At 70.8% G+C, this 25,066-nt stretch carries 27 protein-coding genes and 4 pseudogenes; 24 read left to right on the top strand and 7 right to left on the bottom strand.

Features of this window, described 5'->3' with window-relative positions:
- Positions 1 to 2: 2 nt before the first annotated feature.
- From ACKTSN_RS11720 to ACKTSN_RS11660, 13 genes are all read left to right on the top strand, one after another.
- Positions 3 to 251 (top strand): hypothetical protein, encoded by a 249-nt coding sequence (locus ACKTSN_RS11720; RefSeq protein ID WP_409469053.1) that lies wholly within the window; start codon positions 3 to 5, stop codon positions 249 to 251.
- A 68-nt stretch (positions 252 to 319) separates the two neighbouring features.
- Positions 320 to 1,261, top strand: coding sequence for an N-acetylmuramoyl-L-alanine amidase (locus ACKTSN_RS11715; protein WP_409469052.1), 942 nt, complete (start codon positions 320 to 322; stop codon positions 1,259 to 1,261).
- Positions 1,258 to 1,599 carry a hypothetical protein gene (locus ACKTSN_RS11710; protein ID WP_409469051.1) on the top strand — a complete coding sequence of 114 codons (342 nt, stop codon included), beginning with the start codon at positions 1,258 to 1,260 and terminating at the stop codon, positions 1,597 to 1,599. The genes ACKTSN_RS11715 and ACKTSN_RS11710 overlap by 4 nt, the downstream gene beginning before the upstream one ends.
- Positions 1,600 to 1,611: 12 nt before the next feature.
- Positions 1,612 to 1,953, top strand: a complete 342-nt coding sequence (locus ACKTSN_RS11705; RefSeq protein WP_409469050.1) for a hypothetical protein — start codon at positions 1,612 to 1,614, stop codon at positions 1,951 to 1,953.
- 34 nt (positions 1,954 to 1,987) lie between these two features.
- Positions 1,988 to 2,254 (top strand): hypothetical protein, encoded by a 267-nt coding sequence (locus ACKTSN_RS11700; RefSeq protein WP_409469049.1) that lies wholly within the window; start codon positions 1,988 to 1,990, stop codon positions 2,252 to 2,254.
- On the top strand, positions 2,251 to 2,955 hold the full coding sequence (locus tag ACKTSN_RS11695; RefSeq protein WP_409469048.1) for a collagen-like protein: 705 nt from the start codon (positions 2,251 to 2,253) through the stop codon (positions 2,953 to 2,955). The genes ACKTSN_RS11700 and ACKTSN_RS11695 overlap by 4 nt, the downstream gene beginning before the upstream one ends.
- Before the next feature lie 9 nt (positions 2,956 to 2,964).
- Positions 2,965 to 3,138, top strand: a complete 174-nt coding sequence (locus ACKTSN_RS11690; RefSeq protein ID WP_409469047.1) for a hypothetical protein — start codon at positions 2,965 to 2,967, stop codon at positions 3,136 to 3,138.
- Positions 3,139 to 3,374: 236 nt separating this feature from the next.
- A complete protein-coding gene (locus tag ACKTSN_RS11685; RefSeq protein ID WP_409469046.1) occupies positions 3,375 to 4,331 on the top strand; it encodes an exonuclease domain-containing protein in 957 nt (318 codons plus the stop codon).
- Positions 4,332 to 4,518: 187 nt separating this feature from the next.
- On the top strand, positions 4,519 to 5,166 hold the full coding sequence (locus tag ACKTSN_RS11680; RefSeq protein WP_409469045.1) for a recombinase family protein: 648 nt from the start codon (positions 4,519 to 4,521) through the stop codon (positions 5,164 to 5,166).
- The gene (locus tag ACKTSN_RS11675) at positions 5,163 to 5,801 is read left to right on the top strand and encodes a hypothetical protein (protein WP_409469044.1); all 639 of its coding nucleotides are present in this window, start codon (positions 5,163 to 5,165) and stop codon (positions 5,799 to 5,801) included. The genes ACKTSN_RS11680 and ACKTSN_RS11675 overlap by 4 nt, the downstream gene beginning before the upstream one ends.
- Before the next feature lie 197 nt (positions 5,802 to 5,998).
- Positions 5,999 to 6,193 carry a hypothetical protein gene (locus ACKTSN_RS11670; protein ID WP_409469043.1) on the top strand — a complete coding sequence of 65 codons (195 nt, stop codon included), beginning with the start codon at positions 5,999 to 6,001 and terminating at the stop codon, positions 6,191 to 6,193.
- A 20-nt stretch (positions 6,194 to 6,213) separates the two neighbouring features.
- Complete coding sequence (locus tag ACKTSN_RS11665; protein ID WP_409469042.1) at positions 6,214 to 6,357, top strand: hypothetical protein; 144 nt, start codon at positions 6,214 to 6,216, stop codon at positions 6,355 to 6,357.
- A gap of 3 nt (positions 6,358 to 6,360) precedes the next feature.
- The gene (locus ACKTSN_RS11660) at positions 6,361 to 6,582 is read left to right on the top strand and encodes a hypothetical protein (protein WP_409469041.1); all 222 of its coding nucleotides are present in this window, start codon (positions 6,361 to 6,363) and stop codon (positions 6,580 to 6,582) included.
- Positions 6,583 to 7,010: 428 nt separating this feature from the next.
- Here the strand turns inward: ACKTSN_RS11660 and ACKTSN_RS11655 are convergent, their stop codons facing one another.
- Entirely contained in the window at positions 7,011 to 7,190 is a 180-nt protein-coding gene (locus ACKTSN_RS11655) for a hypothetical protein (RefSeq protein WP_409469040.1), read from the bottom strand.
- A gap of 33 nt (positions 7,191 to 7,223) precedes the next feature.
- A complete protein-coding gene (locus ACKTSN_RS11650) occupies positions 7,224 to 7,466 on the bottom strand; it encodes a GntR family transcriptional regulator (protein ID WP_409469039.1) in 243 nt (80 codons plus the stop codon).
- A 141-nt stretch (positions 7,467 to 7,607) separates the two neighbouring features.
- Between ACKTSN_RS11650 and ACKTSN_RS11645 the strand changes: the two genes are divergently transcribed.
- Entirely contained in the window at positions 7,608 to 7,844 is a 237-nt protein-coding gene (locus tag ACKTSN_RS11645; RefSeq protein WP_409469038.1) for a hypothetical protein, read from the top strand.
- 210 nt (positions 7,845 to 8,054) lie between these two features.
- On the opposite strand, the gene ACKTSN_RS11640 is transcribed toward ACKTSN_RS11645, so the two are convergent.
- Positions 8,055 to 8,285: a helix-turn-helix domain-containing protein gene (locus ACKTSN_RS11640; RefSeq protein WP_409469037.1), complete on the bottom strand. Its 231-nt coding sequence runs from the start codon at positions 8,283 to 8,285 to the stop codon at positions 8,055 to 8,057.
- Positions 8,286 to 8,610: 325 nt separating this feature from the next.
- Between ACKTSN_RS11640 and ACKTSN_RS11635 the strand changes: the two genes are divergently transcribed.
- The 5 genes and pseudogenes from ACKTSN_RS11635 to ACKTSN_RS11615 all read left to right on the top strand — a co-directional run bounded on the left by ACKTSN_RS11635 (position 8,611) and on the right by ACKTSN_RS11615 (position 14,469).
- Positions 8,611 to 8,844, top strand: a complete 234-nt coding sequence (locus ACKTSN_RS11635; RefSeq protein ID WP_409469036.1) for a hypothetical protein — start codon at positions 8,611 to 8,613, stop codon at positions 8,842 to 8,844.
- Positions 8,845 to 9,032: 188 nt separating this feature from the next.
- Positions 9,033 to 10,505, top strand: a pseudogene (locus ACKTSN_RS11630) (polynucleotide kinase-phosphatase); the annotation flags it as partial.
- A 117-nt stretch (positions 10,506 to 10,622) separates the two neighbouring features.
- Positions 10,623 to 11,846, top strand: a complete 1,224-nt coding sequence (locus ACKTSN_RS11625) for an arginine deiminase (RefSeq protein WP_224736427.1) — start codon at positions 10,623 to 10,625, stop codon at positions 11,844 to 11,846.
- 80 nt (positions 11,847 to 11,926) lie between these two features.
- A complete protein-coding gene (gene argF / locus ACKTSN_RS11620; protein WP_409469035.1) occupies positions 11,927 to 12,934 on the top strand; it encodes an ornithine carbamoyltransferase in 1,008 nt (335 codons plus the stop codon).
- 103 nt (positions 12,935 to 13,037) lie between these two features.
- A pseudogene (locus ACKTSN_RS11615) lies at positions 13,038 to 14,469 on the top strand (amino acid permease).
- Here ACKTSN_RS11615 and ACKTSN_RS11610 read toward each other — a convergent pair.
- Positions 14,423 to 14,935, bottom strand: coding sequence for an ATP-binding protein (locus ACKTSN_RS11610; RefSeq protein WP_409469034.1), 513 nt, complete (start codon positions 14,933 to 14,935; stop codon positions 14,423 to 14,425). The pseudogene ACKTSN_RS11615 and the gene ACKTSN_RS11610 overlap by 47 nt on opposite strands.
- 327 nt (positions 14,936 to 15,262) lie before the next feature.
- On the opposite strand from ACKTSN_RS11610, the gene ACKTSN_RS11605 reads away from it, so the two are divergent.
- Positions 15,263 to 16,090, top strand: coding sequence for an enoyl-CoA hydratase family protein (locus ACKTSN_RS11605; RefSeq protein ID WP_409469033.1), 828 nt, complete (start codon positions 15,263 to 15,265; stop codon positions 16,088 to 16,090).
- Positions 16,091 to 16,093: 3 nt separating this feature from the next.
- A complete protein-coding gene (locus ACKTSN_RS11600; RefSeq protein ID WP_409469032.1) occupies positions 16,094 to 18,460 on the top strand; it encodes a bifunctional salicylyl-CoA 5-hydroxylase/oxidoreductase in 2,367 nt (788 codons plus the stop codon).
- Positions 18,461 to 18,477: 17 nt separating this feature from the next.
- On the opposite strand, the gene ACKTSN_RS11595 is transcribed toward ACKTSN_RS11600, so the two are convergent.
- Positions 18,478 to 19,290: a PaaX family transcriptional regulator gene (locus ACKTSN_RS11595; RefSeq protein ID WP_409469031.1), complete on the bottom strand. Its 813-nt coding sequence runs from the start codon at positions 19,288 to 19,290 to the stop codon at positions 18,478 to 18,480.
- Positions 19,291 to 19,305: 15 nt separating this feature from the next.
- Positions 19,306 to 20,907, bottom strand: coding sequence for an AMP-binding protein (locus ACKTSN_RS11590; RefSeq protein WP_409469030.1), 1,602 nt, complete (start codon positions 20,905 to 20,907; stop codon positions 19,306 to 19,308).
- A 123-nt stretch (positions 20,908 to 21,030) separates the two neighbouring features.
- Between ACKTSN_RS11590 and ACKTSN_RS11585 the strand changes: the two genes are divergently transcribed.
- Both ACKTSN_RS11585 and ACKTSN_RS11580 read left to right on the top strand, forming a co-directional pair.
- Positions 21,031 to 22,161, top strand: coding sequence for an acyl-CoA dehydrogenase family protein (locus tag ACKTSN_RS11585; protein WP_409469029.1), 1,131 nt, complete (start codon positions 21,031 to 21,033; stop codon positions 22,159 to 22,161).
- Positions 22,158 to 22,556, top strand: a complete 399-nt coding sequence (locus ACKTSN_RS11580; RefSeq protein ID WP_409469028.1) for a RidA family protein — start codon at positions 22,158 to 22,160, stop codon at positions 22,554 to 22,556. The genes ACKTSN_RS11585 and ACKTSN_RS11580 overlap by 4 nt, the downstream gene beginning before the upstream one ends.
- Before the next feature lie 21 nt (positions 22,557 to 22,577).
- On the opposite strand, the pseudogene ACKTSN_RS11575 reads toward ACKTSN_RS11580, so the two are convergent.
- Positions 22,578 to 23,108: pseudogene (locus tag ACKTSN_RS11575) on the bottom strand (aldehyde dehydrogenase family protein); the annotation flags it as partial.
- Here ACKTSN_RS11575 and ACKTSN_RS11570 point away from each other — a divergent pair.
- Positions 23,031 to 25,057, top strand: a pseudogene (locus tag ACKTSN_RS11570) (iron ABC transporter permease). The pseudogenes ACKTSN_RS11575 and ACKTSN_RS11570 sit on opposite strands and share 78 nt — an antisense overlap.
- Positions 25,058 to 25,066: the final 9 nt, after the last annotated feature.

The following is a 25,066-nucleotide window of genomic DNA, read 5'->3' as shown; positions in this document are numbered from 1 at the left end:
TAATGACCACCACATACGTCGATGACGAGCAGATCTACACATTCAATGCGGACGGTCCCACGTTCTTCGGGTCGTTCACTCTGCGCCTCAGCACGCGTGGCACCGGCTTCAACTACTCGGAGGCCGACGTGGACGCCGCCATTCAGGCCTTCACCGACTCGCTCAACGCCAGCGGGCACGAGCACATCGACAGAGTCACTAAGACCATCTCGGCCGCCGGGATCAGCGACTGGATGTACGAACCCGCGTAGCACAGAGCCCGCCCACCTCGCCCCGCCCCGCGCCGCCGGCCGGGGCCTTCTGCATGTATGGAGACCTGATGGCCACACCTCTGCCTGCGGCCACGTTCCTGGCCGTGCTCCGCGCCGAGGGCGTGACGGTCCGCGAGTACCGGTCGTGGCGCACCCATGAGCGGGACGACGAGACCGGCAAGACCTTCGGGCCTGTGCACGGGGTGGTCATCCACCACACGGCCGGCCGGGACTCGCTGGCGCTCTGCTACAACGGCACCGCATCCCTGCCCGGGCCCCTGTGCCACACCCACCTGAGCAAGAGCGGCGTGGCCACCATGGTGAGCGCTGGCCGCGCGAACCATGCGGGGACGTTCGCGGCCAATGCCCACCAGGCGGTCCTGAACGAGTCGTCGACGCATCCGCGGCCGGATGCGGCGGAGCCGATCGACGCGAACGACTGCTACTACGGCATCGAGATCGAGAACCTCGGCGACGGCCGCGACCCGTATCCGGCCGTGCAGTACGAGGCGGCGGTGCGGTGGGCGGCGGCGATCTGCCGGGCGCACGGCTGGACCGCGAACTCGGTGATCGGGCACAAGGAAGGCACCCGCAGGAAGATCGACCCCTCGTTCGCGATGGACGCCTTCCGCGCGGCCGTTGATGAGCGTCTCGCCCACGCCGCCGACTGGAACCCCAACGACCCCGACGAGGAGGAGCCCGTGGCTCTGACAGCTGCCGACGCCAAAACCCTTTGGCTGACGGACGGGTTCGTGAAGAACCCCAACCCGGACACCGCCAAGGACAACCCCTACATTGCCCCGGCGACCGGCCTGCAGAACATCGAGATCATCGCCCGCCGCACCGAGGCGAAGCTCGCCGCGCTGCAGGCCACGAACGACAAGCTCGTCCAGGCCGTCGCGACCCTCGCCGCGAACATCGGCGACCTCGACCCGGCCGCGATCGTCGCCGAACTCCGCGCGGAGCTCGAATCCATCAACATCCGCATCGACGTCCCCGACGCTTCATGATCCTCAACCTCACACCGCACCCGATCCGCCTGTACTGGGCCGAGCGCGAGGACGGCATCGACGACCTCGAACCGCATCTGCGCGAGGTCATCGAGCCCGAGCCCGTGCCCGCCCGGCTGGCCACGATCGAGCTGGGCGGTGGCATCGCCTTCGAGATGGTGGAGTTCGGGCACGCCCAGAACCTCCCACCGAAGCGCGACGGCTACCAGTACATCGTGCCCCTCGTCGTCGCCCTCGCTCTCGCCGACCGGCGCAGCGACCTGCTCGTCCCCTACCGGGAGGTCCGCAACTCCAGCGGAACCGTCATCGGCTGCCGCTCGTTCGCGCAGCCCGTCTGAAACGAGAACCATATGAAGACCTTCGGCAGGGAGCCCGCTCTCCTCATCGCCACGATCAGCGCCGCGCTGTCGCTGCTCGTCACCTTCAACTTCGGCCTCAGCAACGAGCAGGCGGGCGCGATCGTCGCCGTCATCTCCGCCGTGTTCGCCGCGGCCACCGCCGCCATCACCCGGCCCATCGCACCCAGCGCGTTCACCGGTCTCGTCGCCGCCGTGGCCGCACTCCTCGCCGCCTACGGGCTGGAGCTGTCCGCGGAGAAGGTCGGCGCGCTGAACGCCGTAGTCCTCGCCGCGCTCGCCCTCATGACCCGCGGCCAGGTCTCCCCGGCCGGCCCGACCACGAAGAGCGTCTGACCCTGCCAGATATGCGCGACCGGAAGGGCGCCTCATGGACGCCGCCATGGTTACGGCGATAGCCGCTCTCGTCGGCGGGCCCGTGGCCGCAGTGGCAGCCATGTACGGCACGAAGGGCGCCAACCGCGCGCAGCGGGAGGGCGGAGTCATCACCGGATACAACTCGCTGACTGACCAGCTCCAGGAGGAACGCAAGGAGCTGCGCGCTGAACTCGCTCAGGTGCGCTTGGAGCTGGCCACGGAGAGGGCGGAAGTCACCCGCCTCAAACTGCTGGTGCAGCAGCTCGGGGGTGACCCGTGACACGCGCGGAGAGCCTGCTGTACCGGCGCCGTCACCTCCTGTGGATTGTTGCGGCGCTGCTGTTCCTCGGCGGTGCTATCGGCGTCGTGTGGCTGCAGGGGCAGCAGCAAGTCGACCGTCTCTCCGCCGAGTACGCGCAGACCCGTGCCGAGGCCGACCTCCGCGGCGACGCGGTAGCCACCCTCGCCGGAGACGTGCGGGCGCTGCGCGAGCAGGTCAAGGCCGAGGGCGGGACGCCCGTTGCGCCCGACCCGACGAAGGCTGTCGAGGGCCTCCCCGACCGCGCCGAGGTGCCGGTGCCGATCCCGGGGCCACCCGGCCCCAAGGGGGATCCGGGCGAGTCGGGCAAGCCCGCGCCCACCATTACGCCGTCGCCTGGCGCGTCCGGGGCCCCGGGGCGACCTGGCGCGGACTCCACAGTGCCCGGTCCCGAAGGGCCCCCAGGCGATACAGTGACCGGCCCTCCAGGCCCTCAAGGCGAGCGCGGTGAGCAGGGGATCCAGGGCGAGCGCGGCGAGCAGGGTCCGCCCGGCCCGCCGCCGTCGGGATGGACGTTCGTGTACAAGGGCGCCACCTACGAGTGCACCCCGGACGGCGACGGCTCCACGCACTACACGTGCCGCCAGACCGGCGGCGGCGACGACGATCCACTCGTCCCGCTTACTGCCGGCCTCGACCCGACCCGTCGCCAGTACCCGTAGGAGACGCCCATGCCCGACCCGATTCCCTTGCAGCCGCGCCGGGATGACACGGCCGCGGACATGCGGTCGCTGGTGCAGCTGGGGGAGGCCCCGCCCCAGCCCGTACCCGCACCGGCGACCAACCCGTTCCAGGAACCGGTGTACGACCCGCCCCTCGAACCCCTGTCGGACGAACCCGCGTGACAGACGCCCCCGCAGCCTTCGGGCTGCGGGGGCGCTCTGCTACGTCCTGACACAGGGGCGCCCGTCGACTCTTTACCGAGTCATTACCAGGGCATCAGAGGGCCGCTAGACCCCCGCACACACACGCGTCCCTATAGGGGTAAGTCGGCGCGATTTGTGGGGGATTGCGCGCAATGCCGGGAGCAGGGCAGCATCAGAGTTACCCCAACCCGCTCCACCCGCCCAGGAGTTCACCGATGACCGCCACCTACCAGGACCTGCCCGTCTACAGCACCGGCAGCGCCCCCACGCACCTCATGACCCGTGCTCAGCTCCGGGACGCAGGGCGCCGACTGCGCCCCGGCCAGAAGGCCCGCCCGCGGGCGTGGCTGTACTGCATGCCCCGCCACCACCACGCCCCGCTCTACACACTCGAACAGACCACCGCACGGCCCAAGTCGACCCCTGCCCAGCTCTCCGCACTCGCCGCCGGACGGGCGATCTGGTGGAAGCAACGGTCCTGCCCGCACTGCGACGGCATCCACAAGGGATGGTGCGAGCAAGAGATGGTCGCGATGTTTCGCCAGGACCACGACGCGGCTGCCCTGTGGGCGCGCAGGGTCCTCGAGGATCCGGCCTCAGTAGTCCTGGACACGGAGACCACCGGCCTCCACGACGGGGCGCGCATCGTCGAGATCGCCGTCCTCGGCATCGACGGCAGCGTTCTCCTCGACAGCCTCGTCAACCCCGGTGCGCCCATCCCGGCTGAGGCAACCCGCATCCACGGCATCACCGACGACATGGTCAAGGACGCCCCCAGCTTCAGCGACCTCCTCGTCTTGCTCACCACGGCTCTGCACAACCGCAAGGTCATCATCTACAACCGGGAGTTCGACAAGCGCCGCCTCGCCGTCGAACTCCACCACCACTACCGCACCCGCTACGTGAACCTGGAGAAACCCCGCAACAGCCGGCGGCGCATCCACCCCGCGGCGCGCGCCTGGCTGGCTGCCCAGACGTGGGAGGACTGCGCTATGCAGTCCTACGCCGAATGGTGCGGCGACTGGACGTGGGACTACGAAGCGCGCGACGACGAGCCGCTGTACCGGCAGGGCGACTACCGGTGGCAGTCCCTGCCCGGCGCAGGGCATCGCGCGGCCGACGATTGCCGGGCCGTCTTGGGGGTGCTCAAGGAGATGACGGCTAGCGCATAACGTTCCCTGAAGCGCACCCGGTTGGGGTGTAGCCGTCCGTGACTGTCCATCAATCGATCGATTGCTGGCTAGTTGAACAACGGGAGGATGAAACGGGCATACCTGCACTGCGAGTTGTCCAGAAAGGGTGCGCAGAAAGTCTCAATGTTCATATACCAACGATGACCCTTTGTTGGACAATGGGTCCATGGAACCCGACCCCTCAGACCTCCTCGCCCCAGTCGGTGGCGGCGGCGCCCTCATCGGGTACGCCCGCGTCAGCACCAAGGGCCAGAACCTCGACCGGCAGATCGCCGCCCTCCAGTCCTGCGGCTGCCAACGGATCTTCTCCGACAAGAAGTCCGGCAAGAACGCCGAACGCGAGGAACTCCAGAAGGCTCTCGACTACCTTCGACCGAACGACACCCTCGTGGTGCCGTCCCTCGACCGCCTGGGCCGCTCCATCCAAGACCTCATCAACATCGTCGGCAGCCTCCGCAAGGAAGGCATCGGCTTCCGCTCCCTGCACGAAGCCCTCGACACCACCACCCCCGGCGGTCGGCTCGTCTTCCACGTCTTCGCCGCCCTCGCCGAGTTCATCCGCGAACTCATCGTCCAGGGCACCCACGAAGGCATCGCCGCCGCACGCGCCCGCGGGCAACGGCTCGGACGTCCGCCGGCCATGACGGAGGAGCAGATCCGCCACGCGCGTGCGCTGCTCGCCGACCCCGAGGCGTCCATCAGTGCCATCGCGAAGCTGCTCGGAGTCAGCCGCACCACTGTCTACAAGTACGTGCCCGAGCTCCGCGCAGGCGGGCGGACTGAACTCACGGCCAATTCGGAGGCGACGCGATGACCGTTCATGAGGACCTGGCCGAGTCGGTCTGGCAAGACATCCAGAAGGATCACAACGCTGTTGCCGCGATGTTCAGGCTCCGCAACCGACATATCCGCGGAGAGATGGACGAGGGCGGAATCCATGGGACGGGCTACGCCGATGCTCTTGGTAGCTCGGCTCGGTACCGACCCGAGAAATGGCCCCTCCACCAGCACGCTGCCTTCGTCGAGCTCCACGCCCTCATCGGTGCTGGAGACGTGACCTACACGTGCATCAGTACCGGCGGGACCCCAGGGGCCGACGCAGACCGCACCGGCAACGCGGCGAAGCTAGCACAAACCCATGACCGGTTCACGGCAGAGCTCGACATGTGCCAGAACGGCGCGGACTCTGACGGCACGCTCAGCTGGAGCGGGCCGCTGCGCGTGAGCCGACCGACGGGTGCCTTCTTCTACCCGAGCGCGTGCAGGAATGCGCAGCAGTCGATCCTGGTCTACCCGACGGAAGTGCGCGAAGGGCGTGCCCCGCTGGAGGTGGGCGACTCGTGGCCCTCGCGCACCCTCATGCATCTGCAGCAGTACGGCGCGGTTGCCCGTTGGCCCTACGGATCAAGGCTCATCTGGCTCTTCCTCGACTTCAACCGTCACTTGTAGCCGCCTGTCCCATGCCACACTGGCCGTAGGCCCCGCCAAGCATCCCCCGTCTTGGCGGGGCGTCTGGCATTCTGGGGGTAGCTCTGACGCGCCGTGCATGGTGCTCAGTGGTCGTGGTGGCGGTCTCCGTCGCGCGACGGCCAAACCCCGAGCGCCCGGCCGTCTGGTCGGGCGCTCGCGCATGCCATCCTGGCCGCATGCAGCCCGGCCGCTTCCACCTCACCCTGACCACCGCCGGCCGCCCGGCGGCGCACGGCTGGTGGGGGAGCGAGGAGACCGCGCGCCGCAAGTTCGCGTCGTGGGTCGGCGACTGGGGCAGGCCGGGCGCCCGCGTCACCCTCGTCGACGAGGAGACGGGCGAGACGTTGACGACGTGGCCCGGCGAGGCGTGACCGTCTGCCATGCTGGCGGTATGACCGAGTCGTGGATCGACCACTTCCCTGAGCCCGCCGCTGACGCGGTTCACCTCGACGTGGTGATGGACGACGACCTCGGAGTCATCGTTCGAGCCGTGACGAGCGACGGCCGCGAGGCCACCGCTGCCGAGAGTTGGTGACTGATGGCCTACCGCCCGTACCCGAACGTCGACCGCGCGCTGAAGCAGCTCGACCGGCACTACCCGGATCCGCCCGCGATCGAGATGCCTGAGGGGCTGCGCCTGCTGGCGAAGTCGTTCGCGCAGCTGCGGGCGAACACGCGGCGGGCTGCCAAGCAGGGCTTCGGGGCAGGACGGTACGTGCTGTCCACGCGTCGCCCCGGCGTTGTCAGTGCCGCCTCGTAAGCTGATCGCACTATCAACCCATGCTGGCTGCGTGAGTTGAGCTCCGCCCCGTCTGGTCACGCAGGCGGGGCGCGCTGCTGTCAGCCCGCCCCGTGCCTGACGGCCTTCTTCAGTGCCATCTCCACCACGTGCCGGTCGTGCCCGGCCGCGGTGGCGAACGCGGTCACGCCCTCCTGTACGGGCGGCGGCCTGGTCGGGGGTGAGGGTCCCGGCCTGGATCGCAGCCCAGGCGGAACGCTCCAGCTCCAGCAGGTTCTCGGGGAAGTCGATGGTGGCCACGGCCGGATCCTACGTGGCGGCGTCCGCCATACTGGACGCGCGGCCTCGCACTAGGTGAGAGCTGTTCCGACGCCAGCGGGCAACCGTGAAGAGTGCTGAGGAGGGCAGCCGCCGCACAACCCACCCCGCCCCTTGCGGGCGGGGTTTCTTCACGCCGCGGTCGTCATCTCCTCGTGCACGGCCCGCACCCACTCATCCCGCAGCCGCTCGTACCGCTCCCGCGTAGGCCCCCACAGCCACGTCCCGGTCTCCGCCATCAGCGCGCGGATCTCCTCATTCACCACGGCAGCCGGGCGCACACGGCCACACGGCGGGGGAGAGGGAGGCATGCCGAGATCGTATCGGCCGGGTCGGACAGCGGGCTATGAGATGGAGCGGTCGACGACGAAGATGCCCATGCCGGTGACCGTCTCGACGAGCCCCTCGTCCTTCAACACCTGCGTGGCTTTCCGCAGTGTGTCGCGGGCGACGCCGTAGGTCTGCTCCAGCTCCACCATCGACGGGATGCGCCGGCCCGGGGGAATCGTTCCGTCCTCGATCTGCCGCCGGAGGTCGTCGGCGATCTGCCGGTACGGCGGCACGGGCCCTTCCCTGTCGATGATCACGCCTGGACGGTAGGCGACGCCCCCTGACCTGCCATAGCTACCCACGGGGGTAGTAGGGGGTAGTACGGTCAATGGAGCACACAGAGACCCCCGCGACCGCGGTCACGGCCCGGGGGCATGGCCGACGATCGGAGCGTCGACGTGGACGAGGGTAGAGACGACACCCCCAGCGCGGGAAGGCGACATCCCCTCGCATCCGCCGGAAGCAGGCTCAGCCCCCTGCAGCAGGCCTGGAGCGAGTACGTCACCCACGCCACGCACTGCCCTGTATGCAGGGACATCGACCGCGGACGCTGCGACCAGGCCGAGCAGCTGTGGCACGCCTACCGCGAGCAGGGCGACGACGCCTACCGCCGGCTCCACGGCGAGACGGCATGACAAGCCGTTAGCTGCGGATTCCGTACCCAACCGGTACTAACTGATCGTTCAGTCGTGCCTCACAGGAAAGCCCTGGCCAGAGCATCAAAGGTGAGCATTCGTCAATATCGTGCACTGTATGAACTGTGTGTAGATAAATGCAGATCAGGCATTCCGTTACTGCGGGTTTCGTGCTCAAATCTCGGTGGACGATCACTGCGTCCGCGCAGGTCACCCGTGAAGGAGGTCGGTCACGTGCACACGCAAGGCGTGAGCGACGAGCAGGAGATGGCTCAACTTCATCTCATGGCCGGCTTCCATGCGCTGGATCGTCGACCGGTCCAGGCCCGAGGTGTGAGCCAGGCTCTCCTGCGTCATGTTCTGGTGCAGCCTGCGTACCCGGATGCGGTCGCCGACGGCCCGGCGGGCGTCGAGGATCCATGCGGGTTGATCGGCTGGCACTCGAGCAACGCTTTACCGACCATGATCATAAGTCAGCAGCAGATTTGCGGCATTCTCCGATCATGAAAGCTGTGCGACGGACGGCGCGGTCCTCCCCGTAGGGCAGGCGGAAGCGTCACCGCGCCTCCACCGCACCACCACTGCCACCCCCCACTGGCAGCCCTGCGGTCTGGCATATGCCGCAGGGCTACAGGTACTGTCAGCGTTCGAACGTCTGTTCACGCCTTCGAGTGAACGGCCCGACGCCCACGCATCCCACAGAGCGGCCCGGGCATCAGGGCCACACCCCCCGCTTACCACTAGGCCAACTCACTGGGAGACCGACATGGACCGCCAGCAGATCCTCGACCTCTACGAGTGGGACGACGGCGTCTGCTTCCGCCACCCCTCCAAGGGGGAAGTGCTCACGGCCCACGTGAAAACGATCCGGCCCCCTGCCGGTGGAATTCAGGATGTCCGGGCCTGCCAGGAGTGCGTGATGGCCATGGAGGAGGAGCGCCGAAGCGTTGCCGCCCGGAGAGGGGCGCCTTACAGCCCGGGGGGCCTGGCCGCCGAATAGCCCCTGAGGGAGTCCTGGCTGGGGGATGAATCCTGGGGAGTGTCTGGGGAGTCGGGTGGGTGGGGGAGCCCTCGGGGAGCGTCAGATTACTCGGTTGCGCTACGCAATGTTCGTCTAAGTTCGCCAATGTCTTGCTGGTCAGAGCCCTGAGCGTGGTCGCCGGAAGTGAACCCCCACGTCGACCACCTTGTATGTGGCTGAACAACACCATCTGCTTGGATACGGGCGCCGTCTTCGGCGGCAAGCTCACCGCGCTGCGCTGGCCGGAGCGGGAACTGGTCGACGTACCGGCGGAGCGCGTCTGGTACGAGCCGGCCAAGCCGCTGAGGTCCGAGGCACCCGGCGGGCATGACGGCCGGCCGCTGGACCTGGCGGACGTGCACGGCCGCAGGGTGGTGGAGACCCGGCACGCCGGCCGGATCTCGGTCCGCGAGGAGAACGCGGCGGCCGCGCTGGAGGTCATGAGCCGCTTCGCGGTCGACCCGCGTCTGCTGCCGTACCTGCCGCCGACCATGGCACCGACGGCGACCTCGCAGGTCGACGCCCGCGGCGGAGCCGCTGATGAACACTTCCTGGAGCACCCGGCCGAGGCGTTCGCGCAGTACGCGGCGGACGGGGTCGCGCGGGTCGTGTGCGAGGAGAAGCACATGGGCTCGCGGGCGGTGGCGCTGGTGTGCCGGGACGCGGATGCGGCGCGCAAACGGTTCGGCGTCGACGGGGCGACGGGGTCCCTCTACACCCGTACCGGCCGTCCCTTCTTCGACGACGTGTCCGTCACCGAGGAGATCCTCGGCCGGCTGCGGTCGGCGGTCGACGCGGCCGGTCTGTGGGCGGACCTCGACACGGACTGGCTGCTGCTCGACGCCGAGCTGATGCCGTGGTCGCTGAAGGCGTCCGGGCTGCTGCGCAGTCAGTACGCGGCGGTCGGCGCCGCCTCCGGGGCGGTGTTCCCGGGCGCGCTGACCGCGCTGGAAGGCGCGGCGGCCCGCGGCGTCGACGTGGCCGGCCTCCTGTCCCGCCAGCGTGAACGGGCAGCGGACGCCGCCGCGTTCACCGAGGCGTACCGCCGCTACTGCTGGACCACGGACGGCCTGGACGGCGTCCGCCTGGCCCCGTTCCAGATCCTCGCGGTCCAGGGCCGCAGCCTCGCCGGACTGCCGCACGACGAGCAACTCGCCCTGCTCGACCGGCTCGTCGAGCACGACGGCAGCGGACTGCTCCAGACCACCCGGCGTCTGTATGTCGACACCGGCGACCCGGAGTCGGTCCAGGCCGGCATCGACTGGTGGCTGGAGATGACCGGCCGGGGCGGCGAGGGCATGGTCGTCAAACCGCTCGGGGCGCTCGTGCGGTGGGGGCGCCCCCGCTCGAGCGAAGCCGAGAGTGGGGGAGGAGAGGGACGTCTGGTGCAGCCCGGCATCAAGTGCCGTGGCCGCGAGTACCTGCGGATCATCTACGGTCCCGAGTACACGCGTCCGGACAACCTGGCCCGGCTGCGGCAACGGTTCCTGAACCACAAGCGGTCGCTGGCGATCCGCGAGTACGCGCTCGGTCTGGAGGCCCTGGACCGGCTGGCCGAGGGTGAGCCGCTGTGGCGGGTGCACGAGGCGGTGTTCGGGGTGCTCGCCCTGGAGTCCGAGCCGGTGGACCCGCGGCTGTAGTCCTGCTCCGGTCGCTGAGCCGGCCCGCGTCCTGGAGGCGGGCCGGCTCCGCGGGCGCTGAGCACGGGGCACATGAAAAGGGGGGTGAACAGGAGCGCGAATGGTCAGGATGGAGGCATGGGATTCCATGTCGACTCCGAGGCCGGGCGGCTGCGCCGCGTCATCCTGCACCGGCCCGATCTCGAGCTCAAAAGGCTCACGCCCAGCAACAAGGACGCCCTGCTCTTCGACGACGTCCTGTGGGTCCGCCGGGCGCGGGCCGAGCACGACGGGTTCGCCGACGTGCTGCGCGACCGTGGCGTCACCGTCCACCTGTTCGGCGATCTGCTCACCGAGGCCCTGGAGATCCCGGCGGCCAGGAAGCTCGTCCTGGACCGGGTCTTCGACGAGAAGGAGTACGGGGTGCTCGCCACCGACCACCTCCGTGCCGCCTTCGAGGGCCTGCCCTCGCGCGAGCTGGCCGAGGCCCTCGTCGGCGGCATGACCAAGCGGGAGTTCCTGGAGGCGCACCCCGAACCGACCTCCGTGCGCTTCCATGTCATGGAGCTCGACGACTTCCTCCTCGCACCCCTGCCCAATCACCTCTTCACCCGTGACACCTCCGCCTGGATCTACGACGGGGTCTCCGTCAACGCCATGCGCTGGCCGGCCCGTCAGCGCGAGACGGTGCACTTCGAGGCGATCTACCGGCACCACCCGCTCTTCCGCGACACGGGCTTCCACGTCTGGTCCGAGGGGCAGGCCGACTACCCGTCCACCATCGAGGGCGGGGACGTCCTGGTGATCGGTAACGGCGCCGTCCTCATCGGCATGAGCGAGCGGACCACGCCACAGGCCGTCGAGATGCTCGCGCACAAGCTGTTCGCCGCGGGCTCCGCGCAGACCATCGTGGCCCTCGACATGCCCAAGCGGCGCGCCCTGATGCACCTCGACACCGTGATGACGATGGTCGACGGTGATGTCTTCACCCAGTACGCGGGGCTCGGCATGCTTCGCTCGTACACCATCGAACCGGGCGTCGGTGAGAAGGAGCTCAAGGTCACCGACCACCCTCCGGAGCACATGCACCGGGCGATCGCCGCCGCGCTGGGCCTGAGCGAGATCCGGGTCCTGACCGCGACCCAGGACGTGCACGCGGCCGAGCGCGAGCAGTGGGACGACGGCTGCAACGTCCTCGCCGTCGAGCCGGGCGTCGTCGTCGCCTACGAGCGGAACTCCACCACCAACACGCACCTGCGCAAGCAGGGCATCGAGGTGATCGAGATCCCGGGCAGCGAGCTGGGCCGGGGCAGGGGTGGGCCGCGGTGCATGAGCTGTCCGGTCGAACGGGATGCCGTATAGGAATCCCACCGGGTGCATAGAAATGTCGACAGTCGTATAGACTTCCAGGAATCCGTGTACCCGTAACTCTGGAGCGCCCGATGGCGACAGCCCCGACCTCACTCGCCGGCCGCCACTTCCTCAAGGAACTGGACTTCACCGAGGACGAGTTCCGCGGCCTGATCGAGCTGGCCGCCGAGCTGAAGGCCGCCAAGAAGGCCGGGGCCGAGACCCGGTACCTGCGGGGAAAGAACATCGCGCTGATCTTCGAGAAGACCTCGACGCGCACCCGCTGCGCCTTCGAGGTCGCGGCCGCCGACCAGGGCGCCTCGACCACGTACCTCGATCCCTCCGGTTCGCAGATCGGGCACAAGGAGTCCGTGAAGGACACCGCGCGCGTCCTCGGCCGGATGTTCGACGCCATCGAGTACCGGGGCGACAGCCAGGCCGACGTCGAGGAGCTGGCGGCGTACGCGGGCGTGCCCGTCTACAACGGACTCACCGACGACTGGCACCCCACCCAGATGCTCGCCGACGTGCTCACCATGACCGAGCACAGCGCCGAACCGATCAAGGAGATCGTCTTCGCCTACCTCGGCGACGCCCGCTTCAACATGGGCAACTCCTACCTGGTCACCGGCGCCCTGCTCGGCATGGACGTCCGTATCGTCGCCCCGAAGTCCTACTGGCCCGCCCAGGACATCGTCGACCGGGCCCGCGCGCTCGCCGAGACCAGCGGCGCCCGCATCACGCTCACCGAGTCCCTGGACGAGGGCGTCCGGGGCGCCGACTTCGTCGCCACGGACGTCTGGGTCTCCATGGGGGAGCCCAAGGAGGTCTGGGACGAGCGGATCGCCGCCCTCAGCCCGTACGCCGTGACCATGGACGTCCTGCGTGCCACCGGCAACCCGGACGTGAAGTTCCTGCACTGCCTGCCCGCCTTCCACGACCTGGGCACCAAGGTCGGCCGCGAGATCCATCAGCGGCATGGCCTCGAGTACCTGGAGGTCTCGGACGAGGTCTTCGAGTCCGCCCACTCGGTCGTCTTCGACGAGGCGGAGAACCGGCTGCACACCATCAAGGCCGTGCTGGTGGCCACGCTGGCCTGACCCGGCGCCTTATGCTGTCCGGCGGCCCGGAGCCACCCCTTCCGCGGCCGCCGCGCGACCTGACCCGGTCGCACCCGCACCACCAGAAACGAACACCACCCGTATGCCCCGCATCAAGTCCCCCGCCCTGCTGGTGGCCATTCCGGCGCCGACCGCGAAGGCCACGGCCTGAAGCGCACCATGGGCCTGTTCCAGCTCATCTGCTTCGGCGTCGGCGCCATCGTCGGCACCGGCATCTTCGTCGGCCTGTCCGACTCGGTCGCCCAGGCCGGCCCCGCCGTCGTCGTCTCCTTCGTGCTCGCCGCGATCACCTGCGTGTTCACCGCGTTCGCCTTCGCCGAGCTGGGCGGCGCGATCCCCGTCTCCGGCTCCTCGTACTCCTTCGCCTACGCGGGCCTCGGCGAGACCACGGCCTTCCTGGTCGGCTGGTGCCTGCTCCTGGAGTACGGCGTGTCGGTGTCCGCCGTCGCGGTCGGCTGGAGCCAGTACGTCAACGAACTGCTCGACAGCCTCATCGGCCTGCAGCTGCCCGCCGCGCTCTCCGCGAGCCCCGGCGACGGCGGGGTCGTCAACCTGCCCGCGGTCCTGGTCATCGCCATGGCCGCCGCCCTGCTGGTGCGCGGCGTTCGCGAGAGCGCCCGGGCCACCGCCGCCATGGCGGCGCTCAAGCTCGCCATCCTCGTCGCGTTCTGCGCGATCGGCTTCAGCGCCTTCCAGGACGGCAACCTCGTGCCGTTCGCCCCGGCCGGACTGGCCGGCATCGGCGCGGGCACCACGGCCGCCTTCTTCTCGTACATCGGCTTCGATGCGATCACCACCGCCGGTGAGGAGGCGAAGAACCCGCGCCGGGACATCCCGGTCGCGATCCTCGTCTGCATCGGCCTGGTCACCCTCTGTACTGCGCGGTCGCCCTGGCCGCGATCGGCGCCATCGGCGGCGACGAGGTCGGCGGCCGGCCCGCCGCGCTGTCGTACGTCGTCGACCAGGTCACCGGCTCCGGCGTCGGCGGCACAGTGATCGCCTTCGGCGCGGTCGTGGCCATCGCCTCGGTGGTGCTGGCGGTGATGTACGGCCAGAGCCGCATCCTGATGTCGATGTCCCGGGACGGGCTCGTCCCGCGCGTCTTCGAGAAGGTGTCGCCGAGGACCGCCACGCCGGTCGCCGGCACCCTGATCATCGCGGTGGTCTTCGCCGTCCCGGCGGCCTTCGCGTCGCTGGACTCCGTGGTCAACCTGTGCACCATCGGCACGCTCGCCGTCATGGCCGTGGTCAATGTCGCGGTGATCGCCCTGCGCCGCCGCGAGCCGGACCTGCCGCGCACCTTCCGGGTGCCGCTGTACCCCGTGCTGCCGCTGCTCGGCGTCGGCTTCTGCCTGTACCTGATGTACGAGACCGGCCGGGCGACCTGGATCCAGTTCGCGGTGTTCCTCGCGGTGGGATTCCTCGTGTACGTCGGCTACGGGCGCCGCAACTCGCGGCTCGCCCAGGTCACGCCGGACGAGGCCGTCGCTGACGAGGTACCGCAGGCAGTCTGAACCACACCGCCTTGCCGGACTCGGTGGGGCGGTGACCACAGGAGGAGCTGAGGGTACGGATCAGCAGCAGACCGCGCCCATGCTCCTGCCACGGGTCGGGCGGACCGTCGCCGGGCCGGGTGAGGTCGCCCGGCGGCGCCGGGTCCGGGTCGTGCACCTCCACCTGGCAGGCGGTCGGCAGCAGCTCGACCACCAGCTCTATCGGGGCGCGGCCGGCCGTGTGCTCCACGGCGTTGGCGACCAGCTCCGCCGTGAGCAGCTCCGCGGTGTCGCTGTCGGCGCCGTGCTCCAGCTCGGCCAGCGCGGTGCGGACCAGCGCGCGAGCCACGGGCACGGCCGCGGCGGAGTGCGGCAGTGCGACACGCCAGGAGGCAGACGGCAGGGGCGGCACGAAGTGCCTCCGTGAGGGGAGGTGGTCGGGCGGCGGGTGGGCAGAGGGGCGTTCGTGCAAGGCGAGTCCGTTCATGGAGCAGGCTCCTGGGGCCGACATTCAGGCTGTCCTGCTTTCAACTTCAGGAATGGTACGACGCCCTCGAAACGCGCTCACGACGGGCGTCGCCCGGGACCTTCGGCCCCGTATGACCGGCTTACCCGGGTGAACGGACGGTCTCGCACAGCTGCTCCCGCTGTTACCACGTTATTGATCTTCGGTGACGTATGTGACGGAAGCGCACCCCTGGGATCAGGACCGTGACCACGGCTTATAGCGCCATCGTGACGGTAGTCACAGATTGGTGATAGCGTCTTGGGTAAGAGGTCTTGAGGCAGTGCCCGCCCGAGGAGGCCGCACCCCATGAGTCCCTTCACCGGCTCCGCCGCACCCACCTCACGCTGGCGCCATCTGCGCGTCGACCGCACCGACGGCATCGCCACCGTCACTCTCACCCGCCCCGAGAAACTCAATGCCCTCACCTTCGGCGCCTACGCCGACCTGCGCGACCTGCTCGCCGAGCTGGCCCGGGAGCGGTCCGTGCGCGCCCTGGTGCTGGCCGGCGAGGGACGCGGCTTCTGCTCCGGCGGGGACGTCGACGAGATCATCGGCGCGACCCTCTCGATGGACACCGCCCAGCTCCTCGACTTCAACCGGATGACCGGCCAGGTGGTGCGGGCCCTGAGGGAGTGCCCCTTCCCGGTGATCGCCGCGGTGCACGGCGTGGCGGCCGGCGCGGGGGCCGTCCTCGCCCTGGCCGCGGACTTCCGGGTCGCCGACCCCACCGCCCGCTTCGCCTTCCTCTTCACCCGGGTCGGCCTGTCCGGCGGCGACATGGGCGCCGCGTACCTGCTGCCGCGGGTCGTCGGACTGGGCCACGCCACCCGCCTCCTCATGCTCGGCGAGCCGGTGCGGGCACCGGAGGCCGAGCGGATCGGCCTGCTCAGCGAGCTCACCGACGAGGGCAGCGCCGACGAGGCCGCCCAGGCCCTGGCCCGCCGCCTGGCCGAGGGCCCGGCACTGGCGTACGCCCAGACGAAGGCGCTGCTGACGGCGGAGCTGGACATGCCACTCACCGCGTCCGTCGAGCTCGACGCCGCGACGCAGGCCCTCCTGATGAACGGCGAGGACTACGCAGAGTTCCACGCGGCGTTCAAGGAAAAGCGCCCTCCAAAGTGGCGGGGGAGGTAGGGGATGTTCTCGGCCGAGGGGACTGCGCCGACCTCAGGGGCGCGGGGAACTGCTCGACAAGCCACAACGGACCCGCAGCCGCTCCATGAGACCAACCACCCCCTACGAGTCGCGATCATCGGCGGCGGCCCCGGAGGGCTGTACGCCGCCGCCCTCCTCAAACGCCTCCACCCCGAGCGTGAGCTCACCCTCTGGGAACGCAACGCCCCCGACGACACCTTCGGCTTCGGAGTCGTCCTCTCCGACGAAACCCTGGGCGGCATCGAACACGCCGACCCGGTGGTGTACGAGGCCCTGCAGCAGCACTTCGTACGGTGGGACGACATCGACATCGTGCACGGAGGCACCCAGCACACCTCCGGAGGACACGGCTTCGCCGCCCTCGGCCGCAAACGCCTCCTCGAGATCCTGCACGACCGCTGCCGCACCCTCGGCGTAGAGCTCCGCTTCCGCACCGAGGCCCCGCACCCGGCCCGGCTCGCGGAGACGTACGACCTGGTCATCGCCGCCGACGGCGTGCACAGCAGCACCCGCGAGGCCTACGCCCACATCTTCCGGCCCCAGGCGGCAGCCCACCGCTGCCGCTACATCTGGCTCGCCGCCGACTTCCCCTTCGACGCCTTCCGCTTCGAGATCGCCGAGACCGAGCACGGCGTGATGCAGCTGCACGGCTACCCGTACGCGGCCGACGCCTCCACCGTGATCGTCGAGATGCGCGAGGAGGTGTGGCAGGCGGCCGGGTTCGCGGAGCTCGACGAGCAGGAGTCGATCAACCGCTGCGCCAAGATCTTCGCGGACGCGCTCCGCGGCCGACCCCTGCGCTCCAACAACTCGACGTGGACCACCTTCCGCACGGTCGTCAACGAGCGCTGGTCGCACGGCAATGTCGTCCTGCTCGGCGACGCCGCCCACACCGCCCACTTCTCCATCGGCTCCGGCACGAAGCTCGCCGTCGAGGACGCGCTGGCGCTCGCGGCCTGTCTGGAGGAACAGCCTTCGCTGCAGCGGGCGTTGGCGGCGTACGAGGAGGAGCGCAAGCCGGTCGTCGCCTCCACGCAGCGCGCGGCCAGCGCCAGCCTGGAATGGTTCGAGAACCTGGAGCTGTACCTCGGCCGGCCGCCCCGCCAGTTCGCCTTCAACCTGCTCACCCGCAGCCGCCGTGTCACCCACGACAACCTCCGGCTGCGCGACGCGCACTTCACCGAGGCCGTCGAGCGCGAGTTCGGCTGCCCACCCGGCACGCCCCCGATGTTCACCCCGTTCCGGATGCGCGGCCTGACCCTGCGCAACCGGGTCGTCGTCTCGCCCATGGACATGTACTCCGCCACCGACGGCGTCCCCGGCGACTTCCACCTCGTCCACCTCGGCGCCCGCGCCCTCGGCGGCGCCGGACTGGTGATGACAGAGATGGTGTGCATCAGCCCCGAGGGGCGGATCACGCCCGGCTGCACCGGCCTCTACACCGGCAAGCAGGCCGAGGCGTGGAAGCGGATCACCGAGTTCGTGCACACGCAGGCGCCGGGCACCGCGATCGGTGTGCAACTCGGCCACTCCGGGCGCAAGGGCTCGACCAGGCTGATGTGGGAGGGCATCGACGAACCGCTGCCCGACGGCAACTGGCCGCTCGTGGCCGCCTCACCCCTGCCGTACAAGCCGGACAGCCAGACCCCGCGACAGCTCTCCCGTGCCCAACTCACCGATCTGCGCGAGCAGTTCACCGCCGCAGCCTGGCGGGCCGCCCGCGCGGGCTTCGACCTGCTCGAACTGCACTGTGCCCACGGCTATCTGCTCTCCGGCTTCCTCTCCCCGCTGACCAACCTGCGCACCGACGCCTACGGCGGCTCCCTCGCCAGACGGCTCCGCTTCCCGCTGGAGGTCTTCGACGCCGTACGGGGCGTGTGGCCGGAGGAGAAGCCGATGACCGTCCGCATCTCCGCCACCGACTGGGCCGAGGGCGGGACCACGGCCGAGGAGGCCGTCGAGATCGCCCGGGCCTTCGCCGCGCACGGCGCCGACGCGATCGACGTGTCGACCGGGCAGGTCGTGGCCGACGAGCGGCCGGAGTTCGGGCGGTCGTACCAGACACCGTACGCGGACCGCATCCGTCACGAGGCGGGCATCCCGGTGATCGCGGTCGGCGCGATCTCCTCCTGGGACGACGTCAACTCCCTGATCCTGGCCGGGCGCACGGACCTGTGCGCGCTCGGCCGCCCGCACCTCTACGACCCGCACTGGACCCTGCACGCCGCCGCCGAGCAGGGCTACGAGGGGCCGGGCGTCGCCTGGCCGGCGCCGTACCGCGCGGGCAGCCGGCGCCCCCGGACCGGACGCACGGACGCCCCCAAGCCCCGCCTCACGCTCGGGAGTTGAACTCCACCGTGCCCGCGTCACACGCCGACGAAGGCCGCGCCGGCGTCCCTCAGGCGTTCGTGCAGGCCCCGGAACACCGCGGCCGAGCGGACGCCGGGCCAGTTCGCGGGCAGCAGACGCGCGGGCAGGCCGGGGTCCGTGTAGGGCAGATGGCGCCAGGAGTCCAGGGCGAGGAGGTAGTCGCGGTAGGCCTCCTCGGGCGGGGTGTCCGTGCGCCGCTGCCAGTCCTGCAGCACGCGCGCGTGCCGGTCGAGGAACGCCTCGTGCTGCTTGGCGATCGCGGCCAGGTCCCACCAGCGGGCGACCGCCTCCACGGTCGGCGCGAAGCCGAGGTGCTCGCCGCGGAAGAGGTCGACGTACGCATCGAGGCGCAGCCGCTGGAGGGTGTGCCGGGTCTCCTCGTACAGCCGGGCCGGGGCGATCCACACACCGGGCGCCGCCGTGCCGAAGCCGAGGCCGGCCAGTCGGGAGCGCAGCACGTGCCGCTTCTGCCGCTCCGACTCGGGAACCGAGAACACCGCGAGTACCCAGCCCTCTTCCTCGGGCGGCGCGGTCGCGTAGATGCGCCGGTCGCCGTCGTCGAGCAGCTGGCGGGCGTCCGGAGAGAGTTCGTAGCCGGCCGCGCCCTGCTTCGTGCGGGCCGGCACGAGCAGGCCGCGCCGTTTCAGCCGGGACACCGACGAGCGCACCGAGGGCGCGTCCACCCCGACCGCGGCCAGCAGCCGGATCAGCTCGGCGACGGGTACGGGGCCGGGCATGGAGCGGCCGTACGCGCCGTAGAGCGTGACGATGAGAGACCGGGGAGCGTGCTGGTCGGACACGTTGATCATCTTAGGTCGTGCGGATCACTGCTGGTCACCCTCGGTACGTAGGCGGAACCTCTGAAGTTTTCCGGTCGCCGTGCGCGGCAGGGCGTCCAGGAAGACGATCTCGCGCGGGCATTTGTACGGAGCCAGTTCGGACTTGACGAAGCCACGCAGCGCCTCGGCGTCCCGCTCGGCGCCCTCCTTGAGGACGACGAACGCCACCACGGCCATGCCGCGTGCCTCGTCGGGCCGCCCGACGACCGCCGCCTCCACCACGTCCGGATGACGCAGCAAGGCGTCCTCGACCTCCGGTCCGGCAATGTTGTACCCGGCGGAGATGATCATGTCGTCCGCGCGGGCGACATGGCGGAAGTAGCCGTCGCTCTCGCGGACGTAGGTGTCGCCGGTGATGTTCCAGCCGCCCCGCACGTACTCGCGCTGCCGTGGATCGGCGAGATACCGGCAGCCGACCGGTCCGCGCACGGCCAGCAGCCCCGGCTCCCCGTCGGGCAGCTCGCGTCCCTCGCCGTCCACCACGCGCGCGTGCCAGCCGGGGACGGGCAGACCCGTCGTGCCCGGCCGGATGTGCTCGTCGGCCGCCGAGATGAAGATGTGCAGCAGCTCGGTGGCGCCGATGCCGTTGATGATGCGCAGGCCGGTGCGCTCGTGCCAGGAGTGCCAGGTGGCCGCGGGCAGGTTCTCGCCCGCCGAGACACAGCGGCGCAGACAGGTCACGTCGTGTCCGTCGAGCTCGCCGAGCATGGCGCGGTACGCCGTCGGCGCGGTGAACAGTACCGACACCCGGTGCTCGGTGATCGCGGGCAACAGCTGTTTCGGCCCCGCCTGTTCGAGCAGCAGCGCGGTGGCGCCGGCCCGCAGCGGGAAGACGACGAGACCGCCGAGACCGAAGGTGAAGCCGAGCGGGGGACTGCCCGCGAACACGTCGTCCGTGTGCGGGCGCAGTACGTGCCGGGAGAACGTGTCGGCGATCGCCAGGACGTCCCGGTGGAAGTGCATGCACCCCTTAGGGCGGCCGGTGGTGCCGGAGGTGAAGGCGATCAGCGCCACGTCGTCGGCCGCGGTGTCCACGGTGGGATACGGGGTGTCCGGCGCCGGGCGATGCAACAGGTCGTCCGGGGCGTCACCGCCGTACGTCGTGATCCGCAGCCCCGGGATCTCGGCCTTGGCGAGGTCGTCGACGGCCCGGATGTCGCACAGGGCGTGCCGCACCCGCGCCATCTCGCAGATCGTGCTCAGTTCGTGCGGGCGCTGCTGGGCCAGCACGGTGACGGCGACCGCGCCCGCCTTCAGCACCGCCAGCCAACAGGCGGCCAGCCAGGGCGTGGTCGGGCCGCGCAGCAGGACCCGGTTGCCGGGGGCGATCCCGAGGCCGGAGGTGAGGATGTGCGCGAGCCGGTCGACGCGGGCGCGCAGCTCGCCGTACGTCCACGGCTCGCCGTGCGGGGTGCGGAACGCCGTGCGGTCGTCCGGGGGGCCGTGGAGGAGTTCGGCGGCGCAGTTCAGCCGTTCGGGGTAGCGCAGCTCCGGCAGGTCGAAGCGGAGCTCGGGCCACTGGTCGGGCGGCGGGAGATGGTCGCGCGCGAAGGTGTCGACGTGGGCGGAGCGGGTCAGTCCGGCCATGGCGGTTCGCCCCTTGCCTGGTGGGCGTCGGGTGGGCTCGCACAAGGAGCGTAGCGCGTTGGTGACGGCAGTCAATGTCGCGCGATACCGTCGAGGTGTCACGCCCCGGAGGGAGGACCGGCAGTGCCCGCATTCTCGCTCGAACCGGACCAAAGCGCCTGGTGTGCCGAGCTGCGCACCCTCGCCGCCGAACGACTGCGCCCGCTCGCCGAGAAGGGTGAACCCGGGCACGTCAACCGGCCGCTCCTCGCCGAACTCGGCCGGCTCGGGCTGCTGCAGCGGCTGTTCACCTCCGGCGCGCTCGACCTCTGCCTGATGCGTGAGTCCCTCGCGTACGCCTGCACGGAGGCCGAGACCGCGCTCGCCCTCCAGGGCCTGGGCGCCCACCCGGTGCACGCCCACGGCACCCCGGCCCAGCGTGCACGTCTGCTGCCGGGGGTGATCGAGGGCACCACGGTCGCGGCCTTCGCGCTGAGCGAGCCGGGGGCGGGGTCGGACGCGGCGGCGCTGTCCCTCGCCGCCGAGCCCGACGGCCCGTCCCGCTGGCGGCTCACCGGGGAGAAGTGCTGGATCTCCAACGCCCCCGAGGCCGACCACTACACCGTCTTCGCGCGGACGACACCGGGCGCGGGCGCACGCGGGGTGACCGCCTTCCTCGTGCCGGGCGACCGGCCCGGCCTCACCGGCACCGGCCTCGACATGCTCTCGCCGCATCCCATCGGAGCCCTGGACTTCGACGCCGTGCCGGTGACGGCGGACGACGTGCTCGGCGAGGCCGACCGCGGCTTCCGCGTCGCCATGGGCACCCTCAACCTCTTCCGGCCCAGCGTCGGCGCCTTCGCGGTCGGGATGGCGCAGTCTGCGCTGGACGCGAGCCTCGCCCACACCGCCCGCCGGGAGGCCTTCGGGGGCCCGCTGAGGGACCTTCAGACCGTGGCCCACCGGGTCGCCGAGATGGCGGTCCGGACGGAGGCGGCCCGCCTGATGGTGTACGCGGCGGCGACGGCATACGACGAAGGCGCCGACGACGTCCCGCAGCGCGCCGCCATGGCGAAACTGCTCGCCACGGAGACCGCCCAGTACGTCGTCGACGCGGCCGTCCAGCTGCACGGCGCGCGGGCGCTGCGCCGCGGGCATCTGCTCGAACACCTCTACCGCGAGGTGCGCGCACCGCGCATCTACGAGGGGGCCAGCGAGGTCCAACGCGGCATCATCGCCAAGGAGTTGTACGCGAGTCTGGAGGCGACCCCGTGACCGCCGAGCGCATCGACCCGCCCGACCTCTCCCCGGCCACCGGCTTCTCGCACGCCGTCGTCGCCACCGGATCCCGCCTGGTGTTCCTGGCGGGTCAGACCGCCCTCGACACCGACGGCAAGGTCACCGGGGCCACCCTTCCCGAGCAGTTCGAGAAGGCGCTGACGAACCTGCTGACCGCGCTGCGGGCGGCGGGCGGCACCCCGTCCGACCTCGCCCGTGTCACCGTCTATGCCACGGACGTCGCCGCCTACCGCGCCCACGCTGCCGAACTGGGCGGCATCTGGCGGCAGTTGGCGGGCCGGGACTACCCCGCGATGGCGGTCGTCGAGGTCGTACGGCTGTGGGACGAGGAGGCGATGGTGGAGCTCGACGGGTTCGCGGTGCTGCCGTAGGAGGAGTCCCAGCCACCTCGGTCAGAACGGATAGTGGGCGTGTTGGGTGGCCAGCGTCACCCAGCGGGTGTTGGAGAACGCCTCGATGCCCCAGCGTCCGCCGAACCGACCGTACCCCGACGCCTTGGCGCCGCCGAACGGGGCCTGCGGCTCGTCGGCGACGGACTGGTCGTTGATGTGCACGATGCCGGTGTGGACACGCCGCGCCACGCGCAGCCCGTGAGTGCCGTTCTCGGTGATGATGCCGCACGTCAGGCCGTTCTCGGTGTCGTTGGCCAGCGCGACGGCCTCGTCGTCGGTGGCGAACGGCGTCACCACGCAGACCGGCCCGAACGCCTCCGCGCGATACAGGTCCATGTCCTCGGTGACGCCGGACAGCACCGTGGCCGGATGCACCGCTCCCTCCGGCGCGCCGCCCCCGACGAGCACGGTGGCACCCTTGTCGGCCGCGTCCTGCACCAGTGCGGCGACCCGCTGAGCCGCGCCGGCGCTGACGAGCGGACCCACAACGGTGTGCGGGTCGCCGGGGTCGCCCGCTTGGAGCGAGGCGACATCACGCAGGGCACGGCCGCGGTCGGCGCCCCGGAGGTGTGGAAGGCGCTCACCGGTCGGGCCGACCCGGCCGACGCGTCCGTCGTCATCGCGTCCCGGTTGCCGAGGATGACCGCCGGGCTTCTCGTCGGCGCCGTACTCGGCATGGCGGGCGCCGCCCTGCAGGCGGTCAGCCGCAACGTCATCGCCTCGCCCGACACCCTCGCCGTCAACGCGGGCTCCTACCTCGCTCTCGGTGTGGCCGCCGCCACCGGCGTCTCGCTCCCGCTGCTGGCCTCCTCCGGCGTCGCGTTCGCCGGCGGCCTCGCGGCGGCGGCCGTCGTCCTGGGCCTGTCCGGCCTCGGCGCCGGCACCGTACGGCTCGTCCTCGCGGGCAGCGCCCTCACCCTGGGCCTCACCGCCGTCACCGAGGGCCTGCTTCTGCTGTTCCCCCAGCAGACGGAGGGCCTCTACCAGTGGAACCAGGGCAGCATCGCCCAGAACGGCTTCGACGGCGTGCTGCAGATGGCCCCCATCGGCATCGCGGGCCTCGTCGGACTACTGCTCCTCGCCCGCCGCGTCGACGCCCTGGCCCTCGGCGACGACGCCGCCCGCGGCCTCGGCGTCCCCGTCCGTGCCACCCGCGTCACCGCGGTCGTGCTCGCCGCCCTGCTCTCCACGGCCGCCGTCACACTCGCCGGACCCATCGGCTTCGTCGGCCTGTGCGCCCCCGCCCTCGTCCGCCCCTCGCCCGCAGGTTCCGCGCGTTCACCCGGACGCGTTCGAGCCTGCCGGTCGTGGGTCTCACCGGTGCGGCCTTGGTGCTCGGCTCCGACGTACTGCTGCGCGCCGTCGTGCCCGCGGACACCGCGGTCGCCGTGCCGACCGGCGTCGTCACCAGCCTCGTCGGCGCCGTCTTCCTGATCGTCATGGCCACGCGGGTCCGCGACACGGCCGGAGCCACCGCACCCGACCGGCTGCGCATCAGGAGCAGGACCGTCTTCCTCGTCACCACCGCCGTCCTGGCGGCCGTACTCGTCGGCGTGGCCATTGCCGCCGTGCTGCTGGGAGACAGCAAGCTCCTGCTGGGCGACGTGATGAACTGGGCGCAGGGACGGGCCGGTCAGACCGTCACCTTCGTCCTCGACACCCGGGTGCCCCGCGTGCTGGCCGCCCTCCTCGCGGGCGCGGCACTCGCCCTCGCGGGAACCCTCGTCCAGGCCGTCACCCGCAACCCCCTCGCCGAGCCGGGCGTCCTGGGCGTCTCCGGCGGTGCCGCGCTGGGTGCCGTACTCCTCGTGACGACCGTCCCGTCCGTCGGATCGTGGGGCGTGGCCGGAGCGGCGTTCGCGGGCGCCGCGATCAGTTCCGTCCTCGTCTTCGGGCTCGCCGCGCGAGGAGGATTCCAGCAGAACCGGCTCGTCCTCGTCGGGTTCGGCGTCGCCACCGGGGCAGCCGCCCTGATCAGCCTTCTCATCATCCTCACCGACCCGTTCAACGCGACAAAGGCGCTCACCTGGCTGTCGGGCTCCACCTACGGGCGGGCCCTTCCCGACGTGGCGCCCCTCGCGGCCGTCCTCGCCGTCGGCGTGTTCGTCGCGGTGCTGCGGCGGACCGAACTCGACCTCGTGTCGCTCGACGAGGACACCCCGAGGCTCCTCGGGCTCAACCTGGCACGGGGACGCCTCGGCTTCCTCGCCCTCGGCGTCCTGCTCAGCGCCACCGCCGTGGCCGCCGCCGGCACGATCGGCTTCGTGGGGCTCGTGGCACCCCACGCCGCCCGTGCCCTCGTGGGTCGGCAGCACGCCCGCGTGGTGCCGGTCGCGGTGCTCCTCGGCGCCATCCTCGTCTGCACCGCCGACCTCGTGGGCCGCACCGTCATCGCACCGGCCCAGCTCGGCGCCGGCCTCATGACGGCGGTGATCGGCACGCCGTACTTCCTCCATCTGCTGGTACGCAGCCGCCGGTAGGGGGAAATA

It is taken from the genome of Streptomyces flavusporus, from assembly GCF_046267975.1.
In the GTDB taxonomy this organism is placed as follows: Bacteria; Actinomycetota; Actinomycetes; order Streptomycetales; family Streptomycetaceae; genus Streptomyces; species Streptomyces flavusporus.
This window is presented reverse-complemented; position numbering and strand designations above follow the sequence as displayed.